We start from the raw sequence: 21,628 nt of genomic DNA on the forward strand, positions 1-21,628 counted from the left end.
GGTTGACATCCGCTAAAAGCCTGGCGTCCGGCGCGGCAAGCAGCGGGAAGGCACGGTTGAAGTTGGTGCGGGTGCCGAGATTGAAGCGGCCCTGGTGCTCGCCGAAATGGTATTGCGCCCGACCGATTGGATTGGCCCAGGGCACCAACGTGATGGCGCCTCTAATGCGGCCTTCCGCTTCCGCCTTGGCAAGCATCGGCATCAGCGCGTCGATGGCGACGACACCCGGCAATTCTCCGGCATGAAGCGCCGCCTGCAGATAGACCGAGGGCGCCGACTTGTCCGTGCCCTCGAAGCGGAAAACTGGGAACTCATAAGCAACGCCTTCGCTGTCGCCTGCGATGCGCTCGATGGTCTTTTGCATGGGGTTCCTCCGGTGGGTGGCCAGACATGCATGGTTACGGCCAGGGTGTCAGTGGTCCAGTCCGCCCGCGCGATAGGCGCAAGCCGACCGTCGGACGCCTTGAGCACTGTTTGCCAAGATCGAGAAGCCCCGACGTGGAGCGGCGATCTGCCGTTACGCCAGCGGCTTCAAGTCCTGGGCGATGGTCGGCAGAAGCTCCGAGACGTTGGGGTGGATGTGCATGGCGCGCGCCAGCGTCGAGATCGGCGCCTTGGCATACATCAGGTCGAGCACAGAGTGGATCGCCTCGTCGCCGCCCGGTCCGAGCACCGAACAGCCGAGGATCTCGCCGGTGTCGGCGTCGGCCAGGATCTTCATGAAGCCTTGCGTCTCGCCCTTTTCGACGGCGCGGCCGACACGGGTCATCGGCCGCTGGCCGACAAGCGCGCGGCGGCCGGATTTCTTGACAGCGGTCTCGGTCATGCCGCAGCGGCCGAGCGGCGGATCGATGTAGAGCGCATAGGCCTCGATGCGGTCGCTGACCTTGCGCGGATCGTTGTCGAGCAGATTGGCGGCGACGATCTCGTAGTCGTTGTAGGAGGTGTGGGTGAAGGCGCCCTTGCCGTTGCAGTCGCCCATGGCCCAAATGCCGGGCACATTGGTGCGCAACTGGTCGTCGACGACGATGTAGCCGCGCTTGTCGACCTCGACGCCGGCCTTGTCGAGGCCGAGGTCGTCGGTGTTGGGGACGCGGCCGAGTGCCAGCAGCACATGCGAGCCGACCGCCGGCGGCTTGCCGGCAGAGAAGGTCACGGCGATACCGTTGCCCTGCCTGGCAAAGCCGATGTCCTCCGCGCCGACATGGACGGTGACGCCTTCGTTTTCGAGGATGGACTGGATCGCGGCCGAGACGTCCTCGTCCTCGCGGCCGGTCAGCCGCGGCGCTTTCTCGATCACCGTGACCTCGGAGCCGAAACGGCGGAACATCTGGGCGAATTCGAGCGAGATATAGCTGCCGCCGACGACGACCAGATGGCTGGGCAGCACATCGAGATCCATCATCGAGGAGTTGGTGAGATAGGGGACGTCGTTGACGCCGGTCAGGTCCGGCACGGAGGCCCGGCCGCCGGTGTTGAGGAAGATTTTTGGCGCGGTCAGCAGGTCGTCGGCGACGCGCACTGTATTAGCGGATTCGAATCTGGCATGGCCGCGATAAAGCGTGCAGCCCTTCATCCCCGCGATCCAGCTTTCGAGATTGCCGCGGGCGTCATTGGTCACCTTGTCCTTGCGTGCCTTGATTCTTTGATAGTCGACCCCGACCGGACCGGAGAGCGCGACGCCATAGTCGGCGGCGCGGCGGGCAAGATGCGCGGCGTAGGCGCTCGCCACCATCGCCTTGGTCGGCATGCAGCCGGTGTTGACACAGGTTCCGCCAATAAGCTTGCGCTCGATCAGCGAACTGCGTGACGCGGCCTTCCGAAAGCGTTGCGGTGTTGCCGCCGAGCAAAAGCGCCTCGTGCGGCTCGGTCGTGGCATAGACGAAGATGGTGCCCGCCGCGGCGAAAATCTTCGGCAGTTCGGCGCGCAATTCCTCGCGCAGCTTGTAGTCGAGATTGGCGAGCGGCTCGTCGAGCAGCACCAGGCTGGCGTTCTTGACGATGGCGCGGGCAAGCGCCGTGCGCTGCTGCTGGCCGCCCGAGAGGTTGAGCGGCGTGCGGTCGAGATAGGGCGTGAGCTTGAGAAGTGCCGCAGCGTTGCGCACCTCCTTGTCGATCCTGGCCTGTTCGATGCCGGCAACCCGAAGCGGCGAGGCGATGTTCTCGTACACCGTCATCGCCGGATAGTTGATGAATTGCTGGTAGACCATGGCGACGTTGCGCTTCTGCACCGGCTGTCCGGTGACGTCCTTGCCGTCGAACCAGACCGAGCCGGAAGTTGGCGCGTCGAGCCCGGCCATCAGCCGCATCAGGCTGGTCTTGCCGGAAAGCGTCGGCCCGAGCAGGACATTCAGCGAGCCGTGCTGAAGCGTCAGCGACACGTCGCGAATATGCTCCTGCGCGCCGACCGTCTTCGTCACGTTCCTCAGTTCCAGCATCACGCCTCCTCCCAGGCCTTGCGCATCAGCTCGATCCTCATTCCGCCGCGGCGACATGGCGGCTGCTCAACCCACGCATGAATTCTTCCAATGCCGCCGTCTGCTCGCGGCTGAAATGCAGGCCGCGTTTGGTCCTGCGCCACAGCACGTCCTCGGCGGTGATCGCCCACTCGTTCTCGACCAGGTAGCGCACCTCGGCTTCATAGAAGTCGGCACCGAAATTGCGGCCGAGATCGGCATTCGACTTGGCGAGGCCAAGCAGCTTCTCCGCGCGCGTGCCGTAAAGCCGGGTCAATCTGCGTGCCAGCCGTTGGTCGAGGAATGGATAGGCGTTCTTGAGCCTCGATACCTGCGCGTCGAACCCGGTCGCGGGAAAATCGCCGCCGGGCAGCGGCGCGTTGGCGGTCCATGGCTTGCCGCGCTTGCCGAGAAAGCCTTCGATCTTCTCCAGCATCGATTCCGCCAGCCGGCGGAACGTGGTGATCTTGCCGCCGAAGGCGTTGAGCAAGGGGGCAGCACCCTCCCCGCCATCGGCCTTCAGCACATAGTCGCGGGTCGCCTCCTGCGCCTTCGAGGCGCCGTCGTCATAAAGCGGGCGCACCGCCGAATAGGTCCAGACGATGTCCGAACGCTTGACCGGCTGGGCGAAATATTCGCTCGCGGCGGCGCAAAGATAGTCGATCTCGGCATCGCTGATCTTCACCTCATGCGGATCGCCCGGAAAGTCGCGGTCGGTGGTGCCGATCAGCGTGAACTCTTCCTCGTAAGGAATGGCGAAGATGATGCGTCCGTCCTTGTTCTGAAAGAAATAGGCGCGCGGATCGTCGAACTTCTTGCCGATGACGATGTGGCTGCCCTGCACCAGCCGAACATTGTGCACATCGTTCTGCCCGACGGTTTTTGCCAATACCTGATCCACCCACGGCCCGGCGGCGTTGACGAGAAGACGCGCGCAGACTTTCTCGATCTCGCCGGTCAGCACGTTCTGGATCTTGATCGTCCACAGCGCGCTCTCGCGGCGCGCGCTGACCACCTTGGTGCGAGTGCGGATGACGGCGCCGCGGTCGGCCGCGTCGCGGGCATTGAGCGCCACCAGGCGGGCATCGTTGACCCAGCCGTCCGAATATTCGAACGCCTTGCGGAACAGCGGCTTCAGCGGCTTGCCGGCCGGATCGGTGGCCATGTCCAGCGTCTTGGTCGCCGGCAGCAGCTTGCGCCCGCCGATATGGTCGTAAAGGAAAAGGCCGAGCCGGATCAGCCAGGCGGGACGCAGGCCCTTAGCGTAAGGCAACACGAAGCGCATCGGCCAGATGATATGCGGCGCGTTCTTCCACAGAACCTCGCGCTCCATCAGCGCCTCGCGCACCAGCCGGAATTCGTAGAACTCGAGATAGCGCAACCCGCCATGGATCAGTTTGGTCGAGCCGGAGGAAGTCCCGCTGGCGAGATCGTTCATCTCGGCGAGGTATACGGAAAATCCACGGCCAACGGCGTCGCGGGCGATGCCGCAGCCATTGATGCCGCCGCCTATGACAAAAATGTCATGGATCGGAGATGCGTCCACAGGGTTCCTCCACGATTTCGCATTGCACCATTTTTGTGTTTCGCGAAACCGTGGCGGGATTATTTCGAACTCGATCCGAATGTCAAACGAAATATCACAGATGCGTGAGATGTCCGTGAAGAGACTCTATCCGAGCGCTGTCTCGATCAAACGAACCTCCGTTTCCTCGCAAATCCGGCGCACCGAAGGAATGTCGCAACGGTCGGTGATGAAGGTGTTCACCTGCGACAGGTGACCAATGCGAACCGGCGCCGTGCGCTCGAATTTTGTCCGGTCGGAGACGAGAATCACATGACGCGCATTGGCGATGATGGCCTGCGCCACTTTCACTTCGCGAAAGTCGAAGTCGAGCAGCGCGCCGTCATGGTCGATGGCCGAGGCGCCGATGACGGCGTAGTCGACTTTGAACTGGCGAATGAAATCCACCGCGGCCTCACCGACGACGCCGCCGTCGGAGCCGCGCACAACGCCGCCGGCGATCACCACCTCGATCGAAGGATAGATCCGCATCCTATTGGCAACGTTGATGTTATTGGTGATGACCATAAGCCCGTTATGGTCGAGAAGCGCCTTTGAGACGGCTTCCGTCGTGGTGCCTATATTGATGAACAGCGAGGCGTTGTCGGGAATGAGCCTGGCCGCGGCGCGGCCGATCGCCTCCTTCTCATCGGCAGCGATTTTGCGCCGCGCCTCGTATTCCATGTTCTCGATGCCGGACGGGAACAGCGCCCCGCCATGGATGCGCGTCAGCAGCCGCTGGTCACAGAGATCGTTGAGGTCCTTGCGGATGGTCTGCGGCGTCACGCTGAAATGAGTCGCCAGGTCGTCGACCAGCACCCGGCCGTTGTCCTTCGCCATCTGGATGATCTCGGTGTGACGGGGCGAAAGGAACATCCGCTATCCTTCATTTTCGTTTTTTCCGTCTATATCGGAAAACGAAAGCGATGGAAAGGGACAAGCCGGCTAACGAACCTCGCCTTCTCGCAAAGGCAAACCGGTCCGCAATCAGTTTGCCGCCTCAAAGGTAAGCCCGCGCGCAACCTCTGTGACGACATCGAAGGCCGCATCAATATCGCCGGCCGTGGTCTCGAACTGTCCCGCCTGAAAGCGGATCGCCACCCGACCATCGACGCGCGTTTGCGTCAGATAGGTGCGTCCGTCCGTGTTGATGGCGTCAACGAGACGCAAATTGTGCTCGTCTGGATCGGCACCCTGAAGGGCGCGATGACGGAACGAGAACAGCGACAGCATCGGCTCGGTGACGAGCTCGAAATCGGCTTCCCCGGCCAGGCGTGCGGCAAGTCCCTCGCTCCAGGCTACATGGTTTCGAATCGTCTTGCGCAATCCTTCCAGCCCGTGGGCGCGCAGCAGGAACCAGAGTTTCAGCGCACGGAAGCGGCGGCCAAGCGGCACCGACCATTCCGAATAATTGATGATGCCGTCATGACCTCTGGTCTTGAGATAGTCCGGCTTGATGGCCAGCGTGCGCACAAGGTCTTCCGGTTGGCGGACGAATTGGATCGAGCAGTCGAATTGCGCGCCGAGCCATTTGTGCGGATTGAAGACGATGGAATCGGCGCTCTCGACACCGGCCCAGAAATGCCGGAACTCCGGGCAGATCATTGCCGACCCGGCCCAGGCCGCATCGACGTGCAGATAAAGGCCGTGCCGCTTCGCCACGGCCGCTACGGCAGCGATGTCGTCGGTGCCGCCGGTGCTGGTGCCGCCGACGCAGGCGATAATGCCCGCCGGCAGCAGGCCGGCCTCGCTATCGGCGATAATTGCCGCCTCGAGCGCCGGCGTATCCATCGCGCGAAAACGACCGGTTACCGGAATACGGATGAGATTCTCCTCGCCGATGCCGGCGACCCAGATCGCTCGGTCGATCGAAGTGTGAACCTGGTTGGAGCAATAGACACGCAGCTTCGCATGGCCGGCGAGACCTTGTCTGTTTCCCTGCCAGTCAAGCGCCCGCTCGCGCATGGTGAGCACCGCGGCAAGCGTCGCCGACGAAGCCGAATCCTGAATGACACCGGAGAATCCTTCGGGCAGGCCCAGCGCCTGGCGCATCCAGTCGACGATACGCGTCTCGAGCTCTGTCGCCGCCGGCGAGGTCTGCCACAGCATGCACTGCGCGGCCATCGCCGAGACGAGATACTCGGCCACCACCGAGACCGGCGCCGCGTTGGCCGGGAAATAGGCGAAGAAGCGCGGATGCTGCCAATGCGTCATCCCGGGCACGATCTTCGTTTCGAAATCGGCGAAGATTTTTTCCATCGGCTCGGCCGTCTCGGGCGGCGACTCTTCGATGCTCCTGAATATGTCGCCGGGCGCGATCGCCGGCCGCACCGGACGATCGCGCAGGCTGGACCGGTAGTCCACGCCCCAATCCGCGGCTCGCCTCGACCAATCGCGGAATTCTTTCTTGTCCATGTATCCTCTCAGCAGCCGCCGGACCTTGATCGGCCCGCCACTTCGACTTTAATTAACATGTTAAATATAATGAGGCATCCGCTTCGTAGGCGAACGCCCTAGCCGGGAAAATCGGGCAGGCTGGCGAAGGCCGCCTTTAGCGCGTTGGACCAGCCATCCGATATGGTTCGGTAATATTGGTCTTCATGACCGATCCGCTTCTTCAGGCCGACCTTGAAAGCATCCAGTTCCAGGAAGAGCAGGTCGAGCGGCAGGCCGACCGACAGGTTCGACTTCAGCGTCGAGTCGAAGGAGACCAACAGCAGCTTCACCGTCTCGGCCAGGCTCATCGTACGGTCATAGGCACGGATGATGATCGGCTTGCCGTATTTGGTCTCGCCGATCTGGAAAAATGGCGTGTCGTCGGTCGACTCGATGAAATTGCCCTCGGGATAGATCATGAACAGCCGGGGTTGGCTGCCCTTGATTTGGCCGCCGAGGATGAAGGAGGCGTTGAAATAGGAATCCGCCTGATCGCCGGCGGGCGAAGACTGTGCGATCACCTCTTTCACCGTCTCGCCGACCAGCCGCACCGTCTGGTACATTGACGGGGTCTCGAGCAGCTTCTCGTGACGGTCGCCGGCCGCCTTGTTGCGCTCGTCCAGCAGGCTGACCACGGCTTGCGTCGTGGCAAGATTGCCTGCAGACATCAGCACGATGACGCGCTCGCCAGGCTCTTCCCAGACATGCATTTTCCTGAAGGTCGAAATCGAATCCATGCCGGCATTGGTGCGCGTGTCCGACATGAACACGAGTCCACGATCGATCTTGAGGCCGACGCAATAGGTCATGGTCGCTCTTCTGGTGAATCTTGGCAGAGACTACTGCTCTACCGTGACGGTGACGGCAAGCTTCTCTTCCGCTTGCCCCAGCAGTATTCCCGACACAGGCGAGGCATCGCTATAGTCCCGACCCGTCGCCACTCTTACATAGCGTTCGTCGGGAGAGATACCGTTGGCGGGATCAAAGGCAACCCACCCCAGGCCCGGCACATGCGCTTCTGCCCAGGCATGGCTTGCCGCCTGCTCGACCGAGGCATCCATCATCAGATAGCCGCTGATATAGCGCGCGGGGAAGCCCATCACGCGCACCGCGGCGGTGAAGATGTGGCTGTGATCCTGGCAGACACCGGCCTTCAGCGTCAGCGCTTCTTCCGCCGGCGTCACGGCGCTGGTCGTCCCAGGCTTATAGGCGACGCGCTCCCGGATCGCGCCCATCAGCTTGTGCAGCCTGTCGATATCCGTCCCCTCCCCGACCGAAGCGGCCAGGTCGCGAATGCCGTCGCCGACGGTCGTAAGCGGCGTTTGCTGACTGAACAGCCAGAGCGGCGCGAAACCATGATGCGCACCGGACACACCGGCAGTGTCGCGCGTCGTCACCTCGCCCGCCGCCTCGACTATGATGGTGTGCTGGCCGCCCTCGGCACTCACCAGCCGCGTGTCATTGCCGAAATGGTCCGTGAAGCGAACCTCCTCTCGGGCTCCGTCGATCTTGATCACCCAGGACGCAACCGTCTGAGTCGATCCGCTAACCGGCATCAGACGCAGCCGCTGCAACAGGTACTGCACCGGTGCGTCGTAGCGGTACTCGGTCCGGTGTGTGATCTTGAGCCGCATGGCGCCTGTCTCTCCAGCGCTCAGTAGAACCGGTAGTCCAGGGCGATCTCATCCCCCAGCCTGGTGTTGTCACGAATGAATTCCGCCAGGAACTCATGCAGGCCGTGGTCGAAAATATCCTTGATCGACCCCTTCTTCAGCATCGTCTGAATTTTCTCGGCGGTGGCGTGGCAGGCATGGCGCTCGCCATAGTCGTCGGCGAGGAATCTCAGATGCTCGCCCAGGAAGCGATAGCAGAAGGTCAGCGAGCGCGGCATGCGGACATTGAGGATCAGATAGTCGGCGATGTTGGTCGGCTTGTAGTCCGCGTCATACACCCACCGGTAGGAGCGGTGCGCCGACACCGAGCGCAGGATCGATTCCCATTGATAATTGTCGAGTGTCGAGCCCACCCAGGAGATCGACGGCAAGAGCACATAATATTTCACGTCGAGGATGCGGGCCGTGTTGTCGGCGCGCTCCACATAGGTGCCGAGCTGCGAGAAGTCGAAGATCTCGTTGCGCAGCATCGTGCCGTAGAACGAGCCGCGGATCAGCGCCGTCTCGCGCTTGATCGCGTCGAGCACCGTCGGCAGATCGCGCTCGTCGATCGGCCGTGCCAGCATCCGCTTCAGCGACATCCAGGCCTCGTTGATGCTCTCCCAGGTCTCGCGCGTCAGCGCTGTGCGCACCATGCGCGCATTGTTGCGCGCCGTCTCGATCGAGGCCATCGTACTCGAAGGATTCGAAGTATCGCGCAGCAGGAAATCCGAGACGTTCGCGACGGTGTAGTCCTGGTATTTCTGCGAGAAGGCCAGGTCGGAACCGGCGCTGAGCAGGACGGAGTTCCATTCCTCCGACGCGTTCTGCGTGCGCGTCAGCGCCATGCGCAGGCCGGCATCGACCAGGCGCGCCATGTTTTCGGCCCGCTCTATATAGCGGTTCATCCAGTAGAGACCGTTGGCGGTGCGGCCGAGAAGCATGTCAGCTTGCTCCGGTGTCGAGCGAATAGCGAATAGTGAGTAGCAAGTAGCGAAAAAAAGATTTCATGATCTCTGTTGAAGGCTCCTGATCATCGATCGCAGCATTTTTCCGATTTCGTCAGTTTGGCCACCTTCCAAACAATTAGGTCCCTGTAAGAATTGATTGCGTCGGATCCCCCTCTTTCCCTATTCGCTATTCGCTATTCGCTATTCGCTACTCTCTATTCGCTCTTTAATCATCCAACACCCACGTATCCTTCGTCCCACCGCCTTGCGAGGAATTGACCACAAGCGACCCCTCCTTGAGCGCGACGCGAGTCAGGCCGCCCGGGACGATCTGGATACGATCCGAAACCAGCACGTAAGGCCTGAGATCGACATGACGCGGCGACAGCCCCTTCTCGGTCAGGATCGGGCATGTCGACAGCGCGAGCGTCGGCTGGGCGATGTAGTTGCCGGGTTTGGCCTGCAGCTTCTTGGCGAACGCCTCGCATTCCTTCTTGGTCGCCGCGGGGCCGACCAGCATGCCGTAGCCGCCGGAGCCGTGCACTTCCTTGATGACAAGCTCGCCGATGTGCTCCAGCACATATTTCAGGCTGTCGGGCTCCGAGCAGCGCCAGGTCGGGATGTTGCCGAGGATCGCCTTGCGGCCGGTGTAGAACTCGACGATCTCGGGCATGTAGGAATAGATCGCCTTGTCGTCGGCAATGCCGGTGCCCGGCGCATTAGCGATGGTGATGTTGCCGGCCCGATAGACATCCATGATGCCCGGCACGCCGAGCGCGGAATCCGGCCGGAAGGTCAGCGGATCGAGGAAGGCGTCGTCCACGCGCCGGTAAAGCACGTCGATCTGCTTGTAGCCTTCGGTGGTGCGCATCGTGACATGGCCGTCGACCACGCGCAGATCCTGTCCTTCGACCAGTTGCACGCCCATCTGGTCGGCGAGGAAGGCGTGCTCGAAATAGGCGGAGTTGTAGCTGCCCGGCGTCAGCACCGCGATGGTCGGCGCGCCCTTTGCGCTCTGCGGCCGCACCGCCGCCAGCGACTGGCGCAGCAGTTGCGGATAGTTCTCCACCGGCCGCACCTTGATCTGCTGGAACAGCTCCGGGAAGAGCTGCATCATCGTCTCGCGGTTCTCCAGCATGTAGGAGACGCCCGACGGCGTGCGGGCATTGTCCTCGAGCACGTAGAATTCGTTCTCGCTGATGCGCACGATGTCGACGCCGATGATGTGGGTGTAGACGCCGGCCGGCGGTCTCACACCGATCATCTCCGGCAGGAACGCTTCATTCTTCGCCACCAGTTCTTTGGGAACGCGCCCGGCGCGCAGGATTTCCTGGCGGTGGTAGATATCGTCGAGAAAGGCGTTGAGCGCCTGCACGCGCTGCTCGATGCCCTGCGTCAGCCGGCGCCATTCCTGGCCGGAAATGATGCGCGGGACGATGTCGAAGGGGATCAGCCGTTCGGAAGCTTCCTGCTCGCCATAGACGGCGAAGGTGATGCCGGTCTTGCGGAAGACGCGTTCGGCGTCCTCCATTTTCTGGGTGAGCCTGGCCGGGTCCTGTTCCTTCAGCCAGCGATCATAAGCCTGATATGGTCTTCTCAATCCGGAGACTTCCGGAAGCATTTCGTCGAACGCTGCCAATCGCGTACTCCCCTCTGAAGCCATTTCACTGGCCCGGCTGGAGAAAATCAAGCGCAATCGATGATTTGGGCGGCGCTGGCGGCCGTCCTATGCAAATTGCCTACGATTAGGGCAGCGGGAGCGACGCCGGGTCAGTTCATGCCCGGTGAGCGGGCATCAAACGGCAAATCAGAACGCCCGGAAAGTGACGATGGTGAAGGTGTCCTTGATTCCAGGCAGGATCTGCACCCGTTCATTGATGAAGTGGCCGATGTCTTCCTCGTCGTCGACATAGAACTTTGCGAGCAGGTCGTAATTGCCGGCGGTCGAATAGATTTCGGAGGCGATCTCGGCATCGGCGAGCGCGCTGGCGACCTCATAGGCTTTGCCCAGATCGCACTTTATCTGCACGAAAAATGCCTTCATTTCCCGGTCCTGCCAGTCTTCGCGAATGAGCGGCCCTTGTGGCAGACTAGCGACAGGCTTTCAAGCATCAGGCTGCACGCGCCTTGGCGGCCGCTTGCCGCAACTCCGCGATCGGCATGCCACACCGGCCCGGGGACGCCACCAAGGACAGTTCGGGAACACCTCAGGTCAGGTCCTAGCGGAGGCATCCGTGCGGGCAAGAAATCTGCGCAACGGTGAAACCACGGCACGCCGCCTAGCGTATGTTAATTGTCTATCCACGCGAATTCTGGAGACAGGCTATGCGCCGCGTATTGTTCGCACTCGCTCTCGTTCCGATGGTTCTCGCATCCATGGCCTTCGCCGGTGACGCCGAGATCAAAGCGGCGCAAACAGTCATCGACAGCCAGCTCAAGGCCTTTCTCGCCGATGACGGCGCCACCGCCTACAGCTTCGCCGCGCCAAATGTGAAGCGGATCTTCCCGACCGTCGACACCTTCATGAACATGGTGACCAACGGCTATGCGCCGGTGCGCAGGCCGCAGAACTATTCCTTTGGCAAGGTGGAGCAGACCGGGCCGGCCTCGATCGTCCAGCAGGTGCTGATCGTCGGGCCCGACGGCAAGGACTATGAGGCGGTGTACACGCTCGAACAGCAGCCCGACGGCAGCTTTAAGATCACCGGCTGCAGCCTGCGCGCCGCGACTTCGGTGAGCACATAAAAGCGTTCATAGCGCCGGCAGATCGCCCCTCGCCCAGCATTCCGAAATCTCGGCAGCGCGCGTCTCGAAGGCTTTTGCCTCGATCGCGGCGCGGATGTCCTGCATCAGCTTCTGGTAGTAGGACAGGTTGTTCCAGGTGAGCAGCATTGCGCCGAGCGACTCCTGCGAGCGCACGAGATGATGGAGATAGGCGCGCGAATAGTCGCGCGCGGCCGGGCAGTCGCTTTCCTCGTCCAGCGGACGCGGATCGTCGGCATGGCGGGCGTTGCGCAGGTTGATCTTGCCGCGGCGCGTATAGGCCAGACCATGGCGGCCGGCGCGCGTCGGCATCACGCAGTCGAACATGTCGATGCCGCATGCCACGGATTTCAAGATGTCGTCCGGGGTGCCGACACCCATCAGGTAGCGCGGCCTGTCGGCCGGCAGTTCCGGGCAGGTTATGTCCAGCATCTCCAGCATCACCGCCTGCGGCTCGCCGACCGCCAGCCCACCGACGGCATAGCCTTTGAGGTCCATAGCCGCCAGCGCCTGCGCCGAACGCACGCGCATCACAGCACTGTCGCCGCCCTGCACGATGCCGAACATCGCCTTGCCCGGCTGATCGCCGAACGCCGTCTTGCAGCGTTCGGCCCAGCGCAGCGACAGTTCCATGGCGCGCTCGATTTCCTTCGGCTTGGCGGGAAGCGCCGTACACTCGTCGAGCTGCATCTGGATATCGGAATCGAGCAGCCCCTGGATTTCGATCGACCGCTCCGGCGACATCTCGTAGCGCGCACCGTCGATATGCGAGCGGAAGGTGACGCCCGTTTCGCTAAGCTTCCTCAGCTTCGACAGCGACATTACCTGGAAGCCGCCGCTATCGGTCAGGATCGGGTGCGGCCAGCGCGCGAATTCATGCAGGCCGCCGAGCTTCGCCACGCGCTCGGCGCCTGGCCTGAGCATCAAATGATAGGTGTTGCCGAGGATGATGTCGGCGCCGACGCCGCGCACCTGATCCATATACATGGCCTTGACGGTGCCGCCGGTGCCGACCGGCATGAAGGCCGGCGTGCGGATCTCGCCGCGCGGCATGCTGATGAGGCCGCGCCGCGCATTACCGTCGGTGGCGAGCAGCTTGAAAGAGAAAGTCTCAGCCATCGAATTCCTTGTCGTGCACCGGGGCGCCGGGTGCCTGCTCGTCGAGCGACTGCCGGTAGCGGACGCAGCCGCGCATGAATTTCGGCCACGGCGGCACGGCGATCGCCGGCTCCGTCTTCTCCGGCAGCAGGTCCCAGAGGTCGGGATGATGCCAGCAGAGATCATGGCCGGTCGCATCGCGATGCGCGCGGATACCGGCGCGCAGCTTCGTCACTTCCGCGATGAGCGCCTCGCGGTCCATTCTCTCTAGATCATCGTCCATCGCTCGTCTCCGCTCGGTGAAGCAGGCTGGAGTCCCCGTAGGAGTAGAACCTGTAGCGGCTCTCGATGGCATGCGCATAGGCCGAACGCATCGCGTCCAGTCCGCTGAAGGCCGAGACCAGCATGAACAGCGTCGAGCGCGGCAGGTGGAAATTGGTCATCAGCATGTCAGCTGTCTTGAAGCGGTAGCCGGGGGTGATGAAGATATCGGTCGGCCCGGACCAGGCCTCGATCCTGCCGTCCTCACGCGCGGCACTTTCCAGAAGGCGCAGCGAGGTCGTGCCGACGGCGACAATCCGCCCTCCCCGCGCCCTTGCAGCGTTGAGCGCGTCTGCCGTCTCTTGGCTCACCAAACCCGTTTCCGCATGCATCTTATGGTCGGCGGTATCGTCGGCCTTAACCGGCAAAAAGGTGCCGGCGCCGACATGCAGCGTGACGAAGCGCCGCTCGATGCCCTTGGCTTCCAGCGCTGCAAACAGCTCCGGCGTGAAATGCAGGCCGGCGGTGGGGGCCGCGACCGCGCCCTCTTCCCTGGCATAGATGGTCTGGTAGTCGCTGCGGTCGCGCTCGTCGTCATCTCGCTTCGAGGCGATGTATGGCGGCAATGGGATATGGCCTACGGCGTGCATTGCCTCGTCGAGAAAGACGCCCGAGAGGTCGAAGCCGAGCAACACCTCGCCCGCCTCGCCCTTCTCGATCACTGTCGCGTCGAGCTGGCCGAGGAAGCAGGAATTCTGGTCGTGGCCGAAATGAATGCGGTCGCCGACGGCGATGCGCTTGCCGGGCCGCATGAAGGCCCGCCAGCGGTCTGGCGCGAGCCGCATATGCAGCGTGGCCTCGACCTGCGCCATCGCTTCGCCGCGCTTGCGGATGCCTTTCAGCTGGGCCGGAATGACCTTGGTATCGTTAAATACCAGCACGTCGCCTTCTCTCAGCAGCGACGGCAGATCGCTGACGGTGCGGTCGCGCAGCGTTTCGCCCGGTTTGACCACCAAGAGCTTGGCGCTGTCACGCGGCTCCGCCGGGCGCAGCGCAATGCGCTCCTCCGGCAGGTCGAAGTCGAAAAGATCGACGCGCATCAGTAGAGCCGGATGAGCAGCGCTCCAACGAGCAGCAGCACGGCGCCGGCCACGCGGCCAAGCGAGACCTCGCGCACGGCAACACCAAGGAAGCCGGCCCGGTCGACCAGCATGCCGGCGATCAGTTGGCCGGCGACCAGGAAGGCCATCAGCGCCGCCGCACCGATGCGCGGCGTAAGAATGGTGGAGAGCGTGACGTAGAATCCGCCGAGCATGCCGCCGGCGACGAACAGCCAGGGTGCCGGCGCCTTCCAGTCGAGCGAGAGGCCCTGCAGCTTCACCACGGCGATCGCGATGATACCGAGAACGACGGCGCCCGACAGGAACGAGAAAGCGGCGGCTGCGACCGGAAGGCCGAGGCCGCGCGCCAATTGCGAGTTGATCGGCGCCTGGATGGCGATGAAGGCGCCGGACAGGATGCCGAGCAGGGACCAGACTGCGCCCATCATCGTACTATGCCTTACTTGACGTCGGCCGCGACCTTCAGCGACACGATCTTGTCGGGATCCTGCACCGGCTCGCCGCGCTTGATCTTGTCGACATTCTCCATGCCTTCGATGACCTGGCCCCAGACCGTGTACTGGCGGTTGAGGAAGGAGGCATCGTCGAAGCAGATGAAGAACTGCGAGTTCGCCGAGTTCGGGTTCTGCGCCCGCGCCATCGAGCAGGTGCCGCGGCCGTGATTGGCGTTGGAGAATTCGGCCTTGAGGTCCGGCTTGTCGGAGCCGCCCATGCCGGCGCGCGACGGAGCGAAGGTCGGCTTCGAGGAGTTGCCGAACTTGACGTCGCCGGTCTGCGCCATGAAGCCGTCGATGACACGGTGGAACACCACGCCGTCATAGGCGCCCTCGCGCGCCAGTTCCTTGATGCGCGCCACGTGACCGGGCGCAAGGTCCGGATACATTTCGATGACGACCTCGCCCTTCGTCGTTTCCATGATGAGCGCGTTCTCTCGGTCCTTGATCTCAGCCATGTCAGAAAATCCTTTTGAAAATCGAGCAGTTACTTGTTGTCGGCAGCGATGCGGACTTTGATCATGCGGTCCGGGTCCTTGACCGTGCCGTTGTCCGCCTCATCGCCCTTCTTGATCTTGTCCACCAGATCCATGCCGCTCTCCACCTTGCCGACAATGGTGTACTGCCCGTCGAGGTTCGGCGCGGGCGCGAACATGATGAAGAACTGGGAATTGGCCGAGTTCGGGTCCTGTGAGCGGGCCATGCCGACCACGCCACGGGTGAATTGCTCGGTCTGCGAGAACTCGGCAGGCAGATCGGGAAGGTCGGATCCGCCCGTGCCGACAGCCTCGGGATTAAAACCCTTCTTCATGTTGCCGAACTTGACGTCGCCGGTCTGGGCCATGAAGCCGTCGATGACGCGATGGAAGGCGACATTGTCATAGGCGCCCTCGCGCACCAGCTTCTTGATCTGCGCCACATGCTTCGGCGCCAGATCGGGACGCAGCGCGACGGTCACGTCACCGTCCTTCAGCGTGATGATCAAGGTGTTTTCCTTGTCGGCTGCCGAGGCCGGCAAGGACGCCGCCAAAACGCCGGCAAGCACGACAAGCAACGAAGCAAGCTTTTTCAGCTGCATGAGGTTCTCCGAAAGTCTTTGTTTGGGTGCATGTCGTTGCCCCAAAACCGGGATCCACCTTTGGGCGACATGCACTATTTCGCGAATTTGGCAGTGAGGGCGCCTGCGACCGCCGCCGGCACGAACGGGCGGATGTCGCCGCCCATCGACGCAATCTGGCGGACAAGTGTGGCGGTAATGGTGCGCACAGACGGGCTGGCCGGCAGGAAAACCGTCTGCAGCTCCGGCGCCATGGTCTCGTTCATGCCCGCCATCTGCATCTCATAGTCGAGATCGGTGCCGTCGCGCAGGCCGCGGATGATGATCGAGGCGCCATGCTTCCTGGCGGCGTCGATGACCAGCCCATCGAAGGAGACGACCTCGATGCGGTCGCTGTCGCGGCCGAATTCCGCCTTGGTCGCGGCCTCGATCAGCTTCACGCGTTCCTCGAAGGAAAACAGCGGCGTCTTGCCGGGATGAATGCCGATTGCAGCGTAGACGGTGTCGGCCACGGCAAGCGAAGCCTTCAACACGTCGAGGTGACCATTGGTCAGCGGGTCGAAGGAGCCGGCGTAAAGGGCGGTGCGTTCGGTCATGGCAGGCTTCTAGCGAGCCTCTCCGACAAAGGCAAATCCCATTGCTGCACCCGGTCGTGAACCTTTTCACGGACGTCAACGACAGACGAATGCGACAATCACGAACGCTTCACGCAGCATTCACCAGCTTGCCGCTTCAGGAGATGAAACCAAAGCACCATCTTTATCGTTGTGATCGCAGGAGAACACGCAAATGCTGATCTACATGCTTGCCACTGCAATGACCATTGTGATGCTGATCGCCACCGCATTCGGGTTGCACCAGGAAGCGGCACGGGTGCGCATCAAGACCAACACCAAGCGGCTCGATGGCTTCGTAGGCCGCAACCTGTACCATCGCCGCTGACTTCCAGCCATGATCGCACCGGCCCGGGGGCCGGTGGCGCGCAGTAAGGCTATTCGGGATTTCCCTCGCCCGGATCTTCTGCAGTGTCGGCTTCACCCGAAGGCGCTTCCTCGGCTTCCTCGTCCGACTGCGGCTCCGAAATCCGCTCGACCGACACCACCTTCTCACCCTCGGCGGTGTTGAAGATGGTCACGCCCTTGGTGGCGCGGCTGGCGAAGCGGATGCCATCGACCGGAACCCGGATGACGGTGCCGCCATCCGATACCAGCATGATCTGATCGTCGTTGCCGACCGGGAAGGTCGCGACCAGCCGGCCGATCTCGGCCACTTTCGAGACATCCGTGGCGCGGATGCCCTTGCCGCCGCGACCCGTCAGCCGGAAATCATAGGACGAGGAACGCTTGCCGTAGCCGTATTCGGTCACCGTCAGCACAAGCTGCTCGTGCATCTTGAGGAATTCGTAGCGCTCGTCGGAAAGCTCGGCTTCCTCGCCGATCTCCTCATTGGTCAGCGCGATCTCTTCCTCCTCGGCTGCACCGCCGGCGGCAAGCCGACGCTCGGATGCCGCACGCTTGAGATAGGCCGCGCGCTCAGCCGGTGAAGCATCTACATGTTCGATCACCGACATCGAGATCACGCGGTCGGTTTCGGCCATGGCGATGCCGCGCACGCCGACGGAATTGCGGCTCTGGAAGACGCGCACATCGGAGACCGAGAAGCGGATGCACTGGCCGGAATTCGCCGTCAGCAGCACGTCGTCATTGTCCGTGCAGGTCTCGACGCCGAGGATTTCGTCGCCTTCCTCCTCCAGCTTCATGGCGATCTTGCCGTTGCGGTTGACCTGGACGAAGTCGGACAGCTTGTTGCGCCGCACGGTGCCGCGCGTGGTTGCGAACATCACGTCGAGCTCGCCCCAGCTCGTCTCGTCCTCCGGCAGCGGCATGATGGTGGTGATGCGCTCGCCCTGCTCGAGCGGCAGCATGTTGATCAGCGCCTTGCCGCGCGACTGTGGGTTGCCGACCGGCAGGCGCCAGACCTTTTCCTTGTAGACGATGCCGCGCGAGGAGAAGAACAGCACCGGCGTATGCGTGTTGGCGACGAATAGCCGGGTGACGAAATCTTCTTCCTTGGTCGACATGCCGGAGCGGCCCTTGCCGCCGCGACGCTGCGCCCGGTAGAGCGACAGCGGCACGCGCTTGATGTAGCCGGAATGGCTGACCGTGACGACCATGTCCTCGCGCTGAATCAGGTCTTCGTCTTCCATGTCCGCCCCGCCCTCGGCGAGTTCCGTGCGGCGCGGCGTGCCGAACTCGTCACGGACGGCGATCAGCTCGTCCTTGACTATCTGCTGGATGCGCGCGCGAGAAGACAAGATGTCAAGATAATCAAGGATTTCAGCGCCGATCTTGTTCAACTCGTCGGCGATCTCGTCGCGGCCGAGCGCGGTCAGGCGCTGCAGGCGCAGGTCGAGGATGGCGCGGGCCTGCTCCTCGGATAGATTGTAGGTGCCGTCCTCGTTGATGCGGTGGCGCGGATCATCGATCAGTTGGATCAGCGGAGCGACGTCATGCGATGGCCAGCGCCGTTCCATCAACTGCTCGCGCGCCGTCTGCGGATCTGGCGCGGTGCGGATCAGCTTGATCACCTCATCGATGTTGGCGACGGCGATAGCGAGACCGACCAGAACATGGGCGCGCTCGCGCGCCTTGCGCAGAAGATATTTCGTGCGCCGGCTGATAACCTCCTCGCGGAAGCCGACAAAGGCCTTCAGCATGTCGATCAGCGTCAGCACTTCCGGCTTGCCGCCGTTCAGCGCGACCATATTGGCGCCGAACGAGGTCTGCAGCGGCGTGAAGCGGTAAAGCTGGTTCAAAATGACGTCTGCGACGGCCTCGCGCTTGAGCTCGACGACGACACGGTAGCCCTGGCGGTCGCTCTCGTCGCGGATGTCGGAGATGCCCTCGATGCGCTTCTCGCGCACGAGTTCGGCCATCTTCTCGATCATCGCCGCCTTGTTCACCTGATAGGGAATCTCGGTGATGATGATCGATTCACGGTCGTTGCCGCGCGCCTCGATGTTGACGCGGCCGCGCATGACGATCGAGCCGCGGCCCGTCGAATAGGCATTGTAGATGCCGGAGCGGCCAAGCACGATGCCGCCGGTCGGGAAATCCGGACCGGGCACGATCTCCATCAGCGCAGGCAGGTCGATCGCCGGATTGTCGATGATGGCGATGGCGCCGTTGCAGACTTCGGCCAGATTGTGCGGCGGGATGTTGGTGGCCATGCCGACGGCGATGCCGCCCGAGCCGTTGACGAGCAGGTTCGGGAAGCGGGCCGGCAGCACCTTGGGCTCGGTGGCGGAGGCGTCGTAAGTGTCCTGGAAATCGACGGTTTCCTTGTCAATGTCCTCCAGCAGCTCATGCGCAACCTTGGTCAGCCGGGACTCGGTGTAGCGCATCGCCGCCGGTGGGTCGCCGTCGATCGAGCCGAAATTGCCCTGACCGTCGATCAGGGGCACGCGCAGCGACCAATCCTGGGCCATGCGCACCAGCGCGTCATAGATCGAGGCATCGCCATGCGGATGGTATTTACCCATCACGTCGGCGACCGGGCGCGCCGACTTCACATATTTGCGGTTCCAGTGATAGCCGCTCTCATGCGAGGCATAGAGGATGCGGCGGTGCACCGGCTTCAGGCCGTCGCGCACGTCGGGCAGCGCCCGACTGACGATCACGCTCATGGCGTAATCGAGATAGGAGCGCTGCATCTCCTCGATGATCGAAATCGGCTCGATGCCGGTGGGGCCGCCCTCCGGCCCGCGCGGTGTCTTCTGGTCGGTCAAATCAGGTCACAATCCAGTCGGGAATCACTCGCCGCTTATATAGGAAGCCGGGCTGAAACTCCAATGGCTACGACACTTTTCCAAAGACAATTTCGGCGGCAATTTCAAATGGATACCGCTGATTGCGACGATATGGCCAAAGCCACACTTTGAGCTCGCAGGCCAAGTCGATCCCGAACGGCCTTGGCTAATGCCCGCGTCCGCCCGCCCGTTTGCAGCGGTAGGCGCCGGGCGCTTCTCCCATCTCGCGCCGGAACCTCCGGTTGAAGGTCGAAAGGTCGTTGAAGCCGGCATCGAAAGCAATTGTCGAGATCGCTTCGTTCGACGCGCACAGCCGCACCGCGGCCCGATGCAGCCTGGTCCTCAACAGGAACTGATAGGGCGTCATGCCGGCGACATGACGGAACGTGCGCAGGAAATGATACGGGCTGGTCGCCGTGCCGTCGGCGAGTTCGGTCAGCGAAAGCGGGCGATCGGCGTTGAGCTCGATCAAACGCACCGCCTCGGCTACGCGTTTCTGGTCGCGGGGGCTGGGTGTCCGGGCAACCTCGGACGAATTGGCCGCAGCCCCGACCACCGCGCAGGCAATGCGCAGACCGAGTTCCTCGAACGCCTCGCCGTCGCCCGTTTGCTGCGCCGCCTCCGCTTGCGCCAGCAACGGCGCCAGCACCGGCAAGGGCGGCAGGCGTGGGTCGGCAAAGCCGAGCCGGCTTGCGCCCGGCACATCGGCGACGACGCGCTCCATATAGGCCGGCGAAAAATGGAAGGAGAGGCAGCGGTCGCCCGCGCCGTGCTCGTGGCCGCACTCGTAGCAGGCGCCCGGATTGCCGAGCAGGATGGCGCCTGGAGCAAGCATTGCGGTGCCCTGGCGCGTCCGGTAGCGGAACGTGCCTCTGGTCACGGCGGCAAGGCAGAAACCGCGATGCTGTTCCTCAAACGGACGGTCGCCGGCGCGAGCCGTGCAGATCACGTCGGATACCTGCCAGCCATGCCCTGAGGCCAGGTTTTTCTCAGTCGTCGCCATCGCCGAAAAATAGCAATTTTTCCCAAGCCCAGAACCCCGCCATGCCCCTATTGCTCCGCCTCTCCTGACAAACGAGGCAGCAACCATGACCGATCCCTTTGCCGAAGCCCTGCACAGCGACGCTCCCAATCCGGATCTCGCCGAAAAGCTGAAACTCTACGGCCGTTTCATCGGCGCCTGGACGTTCGACGCCACGCGCACGCTGGAGGACGGCACCAGGCTAACCGGGCGCGGCGAGGTGCATTTCGGCTGGGTTCTGGAGGGCAAGGCGGTCCAGGACGTCTGGATCCTGCCGGCGCGGAATGCCGGGGTGCAAGCCTCTCTCGGGCCATGGACCTTCTACGGCACGACGTTGCGCGTCTACGACCCCGGCGCGGACGCCTGGCATATCTTCTGGAGCGATCCGCGCAACCAGTATTACAGCCGCCAGCTCGGCCGCGCCGAAGGCGACACAATCGTGCAGATCGGCGCCGACGGCACCGGCTCCTCGGTGCGCTGGAGCTTTTCGCACATCACCGAGAACGCCTTCCGCTGGCTTGGCGAGCGTTCGCATGACGGCGGCAAAACCTGGCGCATGGAGGTCGAGTTCCTGGCGCGGCGCTCGACTCCAGCCTGACCGATTAACCACCTGTAATCATGGAGAAAACGATGCTTGACCATATCTCGATCGGCGTCCGCGACTGCGACGCCTCGAAACGCTTCTACGACGCCGCTTTGGAGCCCCTCGGCTACTCGTGCCTCAGCCAGTCACCCGGCTCGCTCGGCTACGGCGCCAAGACCGTAGAACTCTGGGTCAATGAGGCCGGCCGGCCGGTCCCGGCCGACGCGGACTCCGGCCTGCATTTCTGCTTTGCCGCACCGACACGCGCCGGCGTCGACGCTTTCCATGCGGCGGCCTTGCTTGCGGGTGGCAAGGACAATGGCCGGCCCGGCCTGCGCGCCGCCTATGGCGACAACTACTATGC

22 protein-coding genes and 2 pseudogenes are annotated in these 21,628 nt (G+C 62.9%); 4 read left to right on the forward strand and 20 right to left on the reverse strand.

Features of this window, described 5'->3' with window-relative positions; translation table 11 throughout:
* From EOA32_RS14080 to EOA32_RS14130, 11 genes and pseudogenes are all read right to left on the reverse strand, one after another.
* On the reverse strand, nt 1–364 hold a 364-nt coding region (locus EOA32_RS14080; RefSeq protein ID WP_145971295.1), incomplete at its 3' end, for a succinylglutamate desuccinylase/aspartoacylase family protein.
* A 153-nt stretch (nt 365–517) separates the two neighbouring features.
* Nucleotides 518–1,801: pseudogene (locus EOA32_RS14085) on the reverse strand (FAD-containing oxidoreductase); the annotation flags it as partial.
* Nucleotides 1,800–2,438 (reverse strand): annotated as a pseudogene (locus EOA32_RS14090) (ABC transporter ATP-binding protein); the annotation flags it as partial. The pseudogenes EOA32_RS14090 and EOA32_RS14085, both read right to left, overlap by 2 nt.
* Before the next feature lie 37 nt (nt 2,439–2,475).
* Nucleotides 2,476–4,002, reverse strand: coding sequence for a glycerol-3-phosphate dehydrogenase (glpD, locus tag EOA32_RS14095; protein ID WP_128372078.1), 1,527 nt, complete (start codon nt 4,000–4,002; stop codon nt 2,476–2,478).
* Between the two features lie 126 nt (nt 4,003–4,128).
* Nucleotides 4,129–4,896, reverse strand: coding sequence for a DeoR/GlpR family DNA-binding transcription regulator (locus tag EOA32_RS14100; RefSeq protein WP_128372079.1), 768 nt, complete (start codon nt 4,894–4,896; stop codon nt 4,129–4,131).
* A 111-nt stretch (nt 4,897–5,007) separates the two neighbouring features.
* Nucleotides 5,008–6,435, reverse strand: a complete 1,428-nt coding sequence (locus EOA32_RS14105) for a pyridoxal-dependent decarboxylase (protein WP_128372080.1) — start codon at nt 6,433–6,435, stop codon at nt 5,008–5,010.
* Between the two features lie 98 nt (nt 6,436–6,533).
* On the reverse strand, nt 6,534–7,265 hold the full coding sequence (locus EOA32_RS14110) for a peptidase (protein WP_128372081.1): 732 nt from the start codon (nt 7,263–7,265) through the stop codon (nt 6,534–6,536).
* 30 nt (nt 7,266–7,295) lie between these two features.
* Nucleotides 7,296–8,090, reverse strand: a complete 795-nt coding sequence (locus tag EOA32_RS14115; protein ID WP_128372082.1) for a transglutaminase family protein — start codon at nt 8,088–8,090, stop codon at nt 7,296–7,298.
* Between the two features lie 20 nt (nt 8,091–8,110).
* Nucleotides 8,111–9,052: an alpha-E domain-containing protein gene (locus EOA32_RS14120; RefSeq protein WP_066992511.1), complete on the reverse strand. Its 942-nt coding sequence runs from the start codon at nt 9,050–9,052 to the stop codon at nt 8,111–8,113.
* Between the two features lie 232 nt (nt 9,053–9,284).
* A complete protein-coding gene (locus EOA32_RS14125; RefSeq protein WP_066992507.1) occupies nt 9,285–10,697 on the reverse strand; it encodes a circularly permuted type 2 ATP-grasp protein in 1,413 nt (470 codons plus the stop codon).
* A gap of 168 nt (nt 10,698–10,865) precedes the next feature.
* A complete protein-coding gene (locus EOA32_RS14130) occupies nt 10,866–11,102 on the reverse strand; it encodes an Lrp/AsnC ligand binding domain-containing protein (RefSeq protein WP_066992504.1) in 237 nt (78 codons plus the stop codon).
* 281 nt (nt 11,103–11,383) lie between these two features.
* Here EOA32_RS14130 and EOA32_RS14135 point away from each other — a divergent pair, with 281 nt between their 5' ends.
* A complete protein-coding gene (locus EOA32_RS14135) occupies nt 11,384–11,803 on the forward strand; it encodes a DUF4864 domain-containing protein (protein ID WP_066992501.1) in 420 nt (139 codons plus the stop codon).
* Nucleotides 11,804–11,809: 6 nt separating this feature from the next.
* Here the strand turns inward: EOA32_RS14135 and tgt are convergent, their stop codons facing one another.
* The 7 genes from tgt to coaD form a co-directional block, all read right to left on the reverse strand.
* Nucleotides 11,810–12,940, reverse strand: coding sequence for a tRNA guanosine(34) transglycosylase Tgt (gene tgt, locus EOA32_RS14140; protein ID WP_128372083.1), 1,131 nt, complete (start codon nt 12,938–12,940; stop codon nt 11,810–11,812).
* Entirely contained in the window at nt 12,933–13,202 is a 270-nt protein-coding gene (locus EOA32_RS14145) for a hypothetical protein (RefSeq protein WP_128372084.1), read from the reverse strand. Before EOA32_RS14145 ends, tgt begins: the two co-directional genes overlap by 8 nt.
* Complete coding sequence (gene queA / locus EOA32_RS14150; protein ID WP_128372085.1) at nt 13,192–14,280, reverse strand: tRNA preQ1(34) S-adenosylmethionine ribosyltransferase-isomerase QueA; 1,089 nt, start codon at nt 14,278–14,280, stop codon at nt 13,192–13,194. Before queA ends, EOA32_RS14145 begins: the two co-directional genes overlap by 11 nt.
* Entirely contained in the window at nt 14,280–14,729 is a 450-nt protein-coding gene (locus tag EOA32_RS14155) for a DMT family transporter (protein ID WP_066992491.1), read from the reverse strand. The genes queA and EOA32_RS14155 overlap by 1 nt, the downstream gene beginning before the upstream one ends.
* An 11-nt stretch (nt 14,730–14,740) precedes the next feature.
* Nucleotides 14,741–15,253, reverse strand: a complete 513-nt coding sequence (locus EOA32_RS14160) for a peptidylprolyl isomerase (RefSeq protein WP_066992487.1) — start codon at nt 15,251–15,253, stop codon at nt 14,741–14,743.
* A gap of 29 nt (nt 15,254–15,282) precedes the next feature.
* Entirely contained in the window at nt 15,283–15,873 is a 591-nt protein-coding gene (locus EOA32_RS14165; protein WP_128372086.1) for a peptidylprolyl isomerase, read from the reverse strand.
* Between the two features lie 74 nt (nt 15,874–15,947).
* The gene (gene coaD, locus EOA32_RS14170) at nt 15,948–16,448 is read right to left on the reverse strand and encodes a pantetheine-phosphate adenylyltransferase (protein ID WP_128372087.1); all 501 of its coding nucleotides are present in this window, start codon (nt 16,446–16,448) and stop codon (nt 15,948–15,950) included.
* Nucleotides 16,449–16,641: 193 nt separating this feature from the next.
* Between coaD and EOA32_RS14175 the strand changes: the two genes are divergently transcribed.
* Nucleotides 16,642–16,794, forward strand: coding sequence for a hypothetical protein (locus EOA32_RS14175; RefSeq protein ID WP_082953674.1), 153 nt, complete (start codon nt 16,642–16,644; stop codon nt 16,792–16,794).
* A gap of 49 nt (nt 16,795–16,843) precedes the next feature.
* Here EOA32_RS14175 and gyrA read toward each other — a convergent pair whose 3' ends face one another.
* Together gyrA and EOA32_RS14185 are read right to left on the reverse strand one after the other, a co-directional pair.
* Nucleotides 16,844–19,639 carry a DNA gyrase subunit A gene (gene gyrA, locus EOA32_RS14180; RefSeq protein WP_066992478.1) on the reverse strand — a complete coding sequence of 932 codons (2,796 nt, stop codon included), beginning with the start codon at nt 19,637–19,639 and terminating at the stop codon, nt 16,844–16,846.
* Between the two features lie 187 nt (nt 19,640–19,826).
* A complete protein-coding gene (locus tag EOA32_RS14185; RefSeq protein ID WP_128372088.1) occupies nt 19,827–20,663 on the reverse strand; it encodes an AraC family transcriptional regulator in 837 nt (278 codons plus the stop codon).
* An 85-nt stretch (nt 20,664–20,748) separates the two neighbouring features.
* On the opposite strand from EOA32_RS14185, the gene EOA32_RS14190 reads away from it, so the two are divergent.
* A complete protein-coding gene (locus tag EOA32_RS14190; protein WP_095800793.1) occupies nt 20,749–21,279 on the forward strand; it encodes a hypothetical protein in 531 nt (176 codons plus the stop codon).
* A 32-nt stretch (nt 21,280–21,311) separates the two neighbouring features.
* On the forward strand, nt 21,312–21,628 hold a 317-nt coding region (locus EOA32_RS14195; protein ID WP_145971296.1), incomplete at its 3' end, for a VOC family protein.

It is taken from the genome of Mesorhizobium sp. M1A.F.Ca.ET.072.01.1.1 (genome assembly GCF_004023325.1).
Classification (GTDB): domain Bacteria; phylum Pseudomonadota; class Alphaproteobacteria; order Rhizobiales; family Rhizobiaceae; genus Mesorhizobium.

What these genes read in the sequence shown, in the direction of transcription:
- EOA32_RS14100 (WP_128372079.1), bottom strand. Translation starts at nt 4,896, where the DNA reads ATGTTCCTTTCGCCCCGTCACACCGAGATCATCCAGATGGCGAAGGAC.
- EOA32_RS14105 (WP_128372080.1), bottom strand. Translation starts at nt 6,435, where the DNA reads ATGGACAAGAAAGAATTCCGCGATTGGTCGAGGCGAGCCGCGGATTGG.
- EOA32_RS14110 (WP_128372081.1), bottom strand. Translation starts at nt 7,265, where the DNA reads ATGACCTATTGCGTCGGCCTCAAGATCGATCGTGGACTCGTGTTCATG.
- EOA32_RS14115 (WP_128372082.1), bottom strand. Translation starts at nt 8,090, where the DNA reads ATGCGGCTCAAGATCACACACCGGACCGAGTACCGCTACGACGCACCG.
- EOA32_RS14120 (WP_066992511.1), bottom strand. Translation starts at nt 9,052, where the DNA reads ATGCTTCTCGGCCGCACCGCCAACGGTCTCTACTGGATGAACCGCTAT.
- EOA32_RS14130 (WP_066992504.1), bottom strand. Translation starts at nt 11,102, where the DNA reads ATGAAGGCATTTTTCGTGCAGATAAAGTGCGATCTGGGCAAAGCCTAT.
- EOA32_RS14135 (WP_066992501.1), top strand. Translation starts at nt 11,384, where the DNA reads ATGCGCCGCGTATTGTTCGCACTCGCTCTCGTTCCGATGGTTCTCGCA.
- tgt (WP_128372083.1), bottom strand. Translation starts at nt 12,940, where the DNA reads ATGGCTGAGACTTTCTCTTTCAAGCTGCTCGCCACCGACGGTAATGCG.
- EOA32_RS14145 (WP_128372084.1), bottom strand. Translation starts at nt 13,202, where the DNA reads ATGGACGATGATCTAGAGAGAATGGACCGCGAGGCGCTCATCGCGGAA.
- queA (WP_128372085.1), bottom strand. Translation starts at nt 14,280, where the DNA reads ATGCGCGTCGATCTTTTCGACTTCGACCTGCCGGAGGAGCGCATTGCG.
- EOA32_RS14155 (WP_066992491.1), bottom strand. Translation starts at nt 14,729, where the DNA reads ATGATGGGCGCAGTCTGGTCCCTGCTCGGCATCCTGTCCGGCGCCTTC.
- EOA32_RS14160 (WP_066992487.1), bottom strand. Translation starts at nt 15,253, where the DNA reads ATGGCTGAGATCAAGGACCGAGAGAACGCGCTCATCATGGAAACGACG.
- EOA32_RS14165 (WP_128372086.1), bottom strand. Translation starts at nt 15,873, where the DNA reads ATGCAGCTGAAAAAGCTTGCTTCGTTGCTTGTCGTGCTTGCCGGCGTT.
- coaD (WP_128372087.1), bottom strand. Translation starts at nt 16,448, where the DNA reads ATGACCGAACGCACCGCCCTTTACGCCGGCTCCTTCGACCCGCTGACC.
- EOA32_RS14175 (WP_082953674.1), top strand. Translation starts at nt 16,642, where the DNA reads ATGCTGATCTACATGCTTGCCACTGCAATGACCATTGTGATGCTGATC.
- EOA32_RS14185 (WP_128372088.1), bottom strand. Translation starts at nt 20,663, where the DNA reads ATGGCGACGACTGAGAAAAACCTGGCCTCAGGGCATGGCTGGCAGGTA.
- EOA32_RS14190 (WP_095800793.1), top strand. Translation starts at nt 20,749, where the DNA reads ATGACCGATCCCTTTGCCGAAGCCCTGCACAGCGACGCTCCCAATCCG.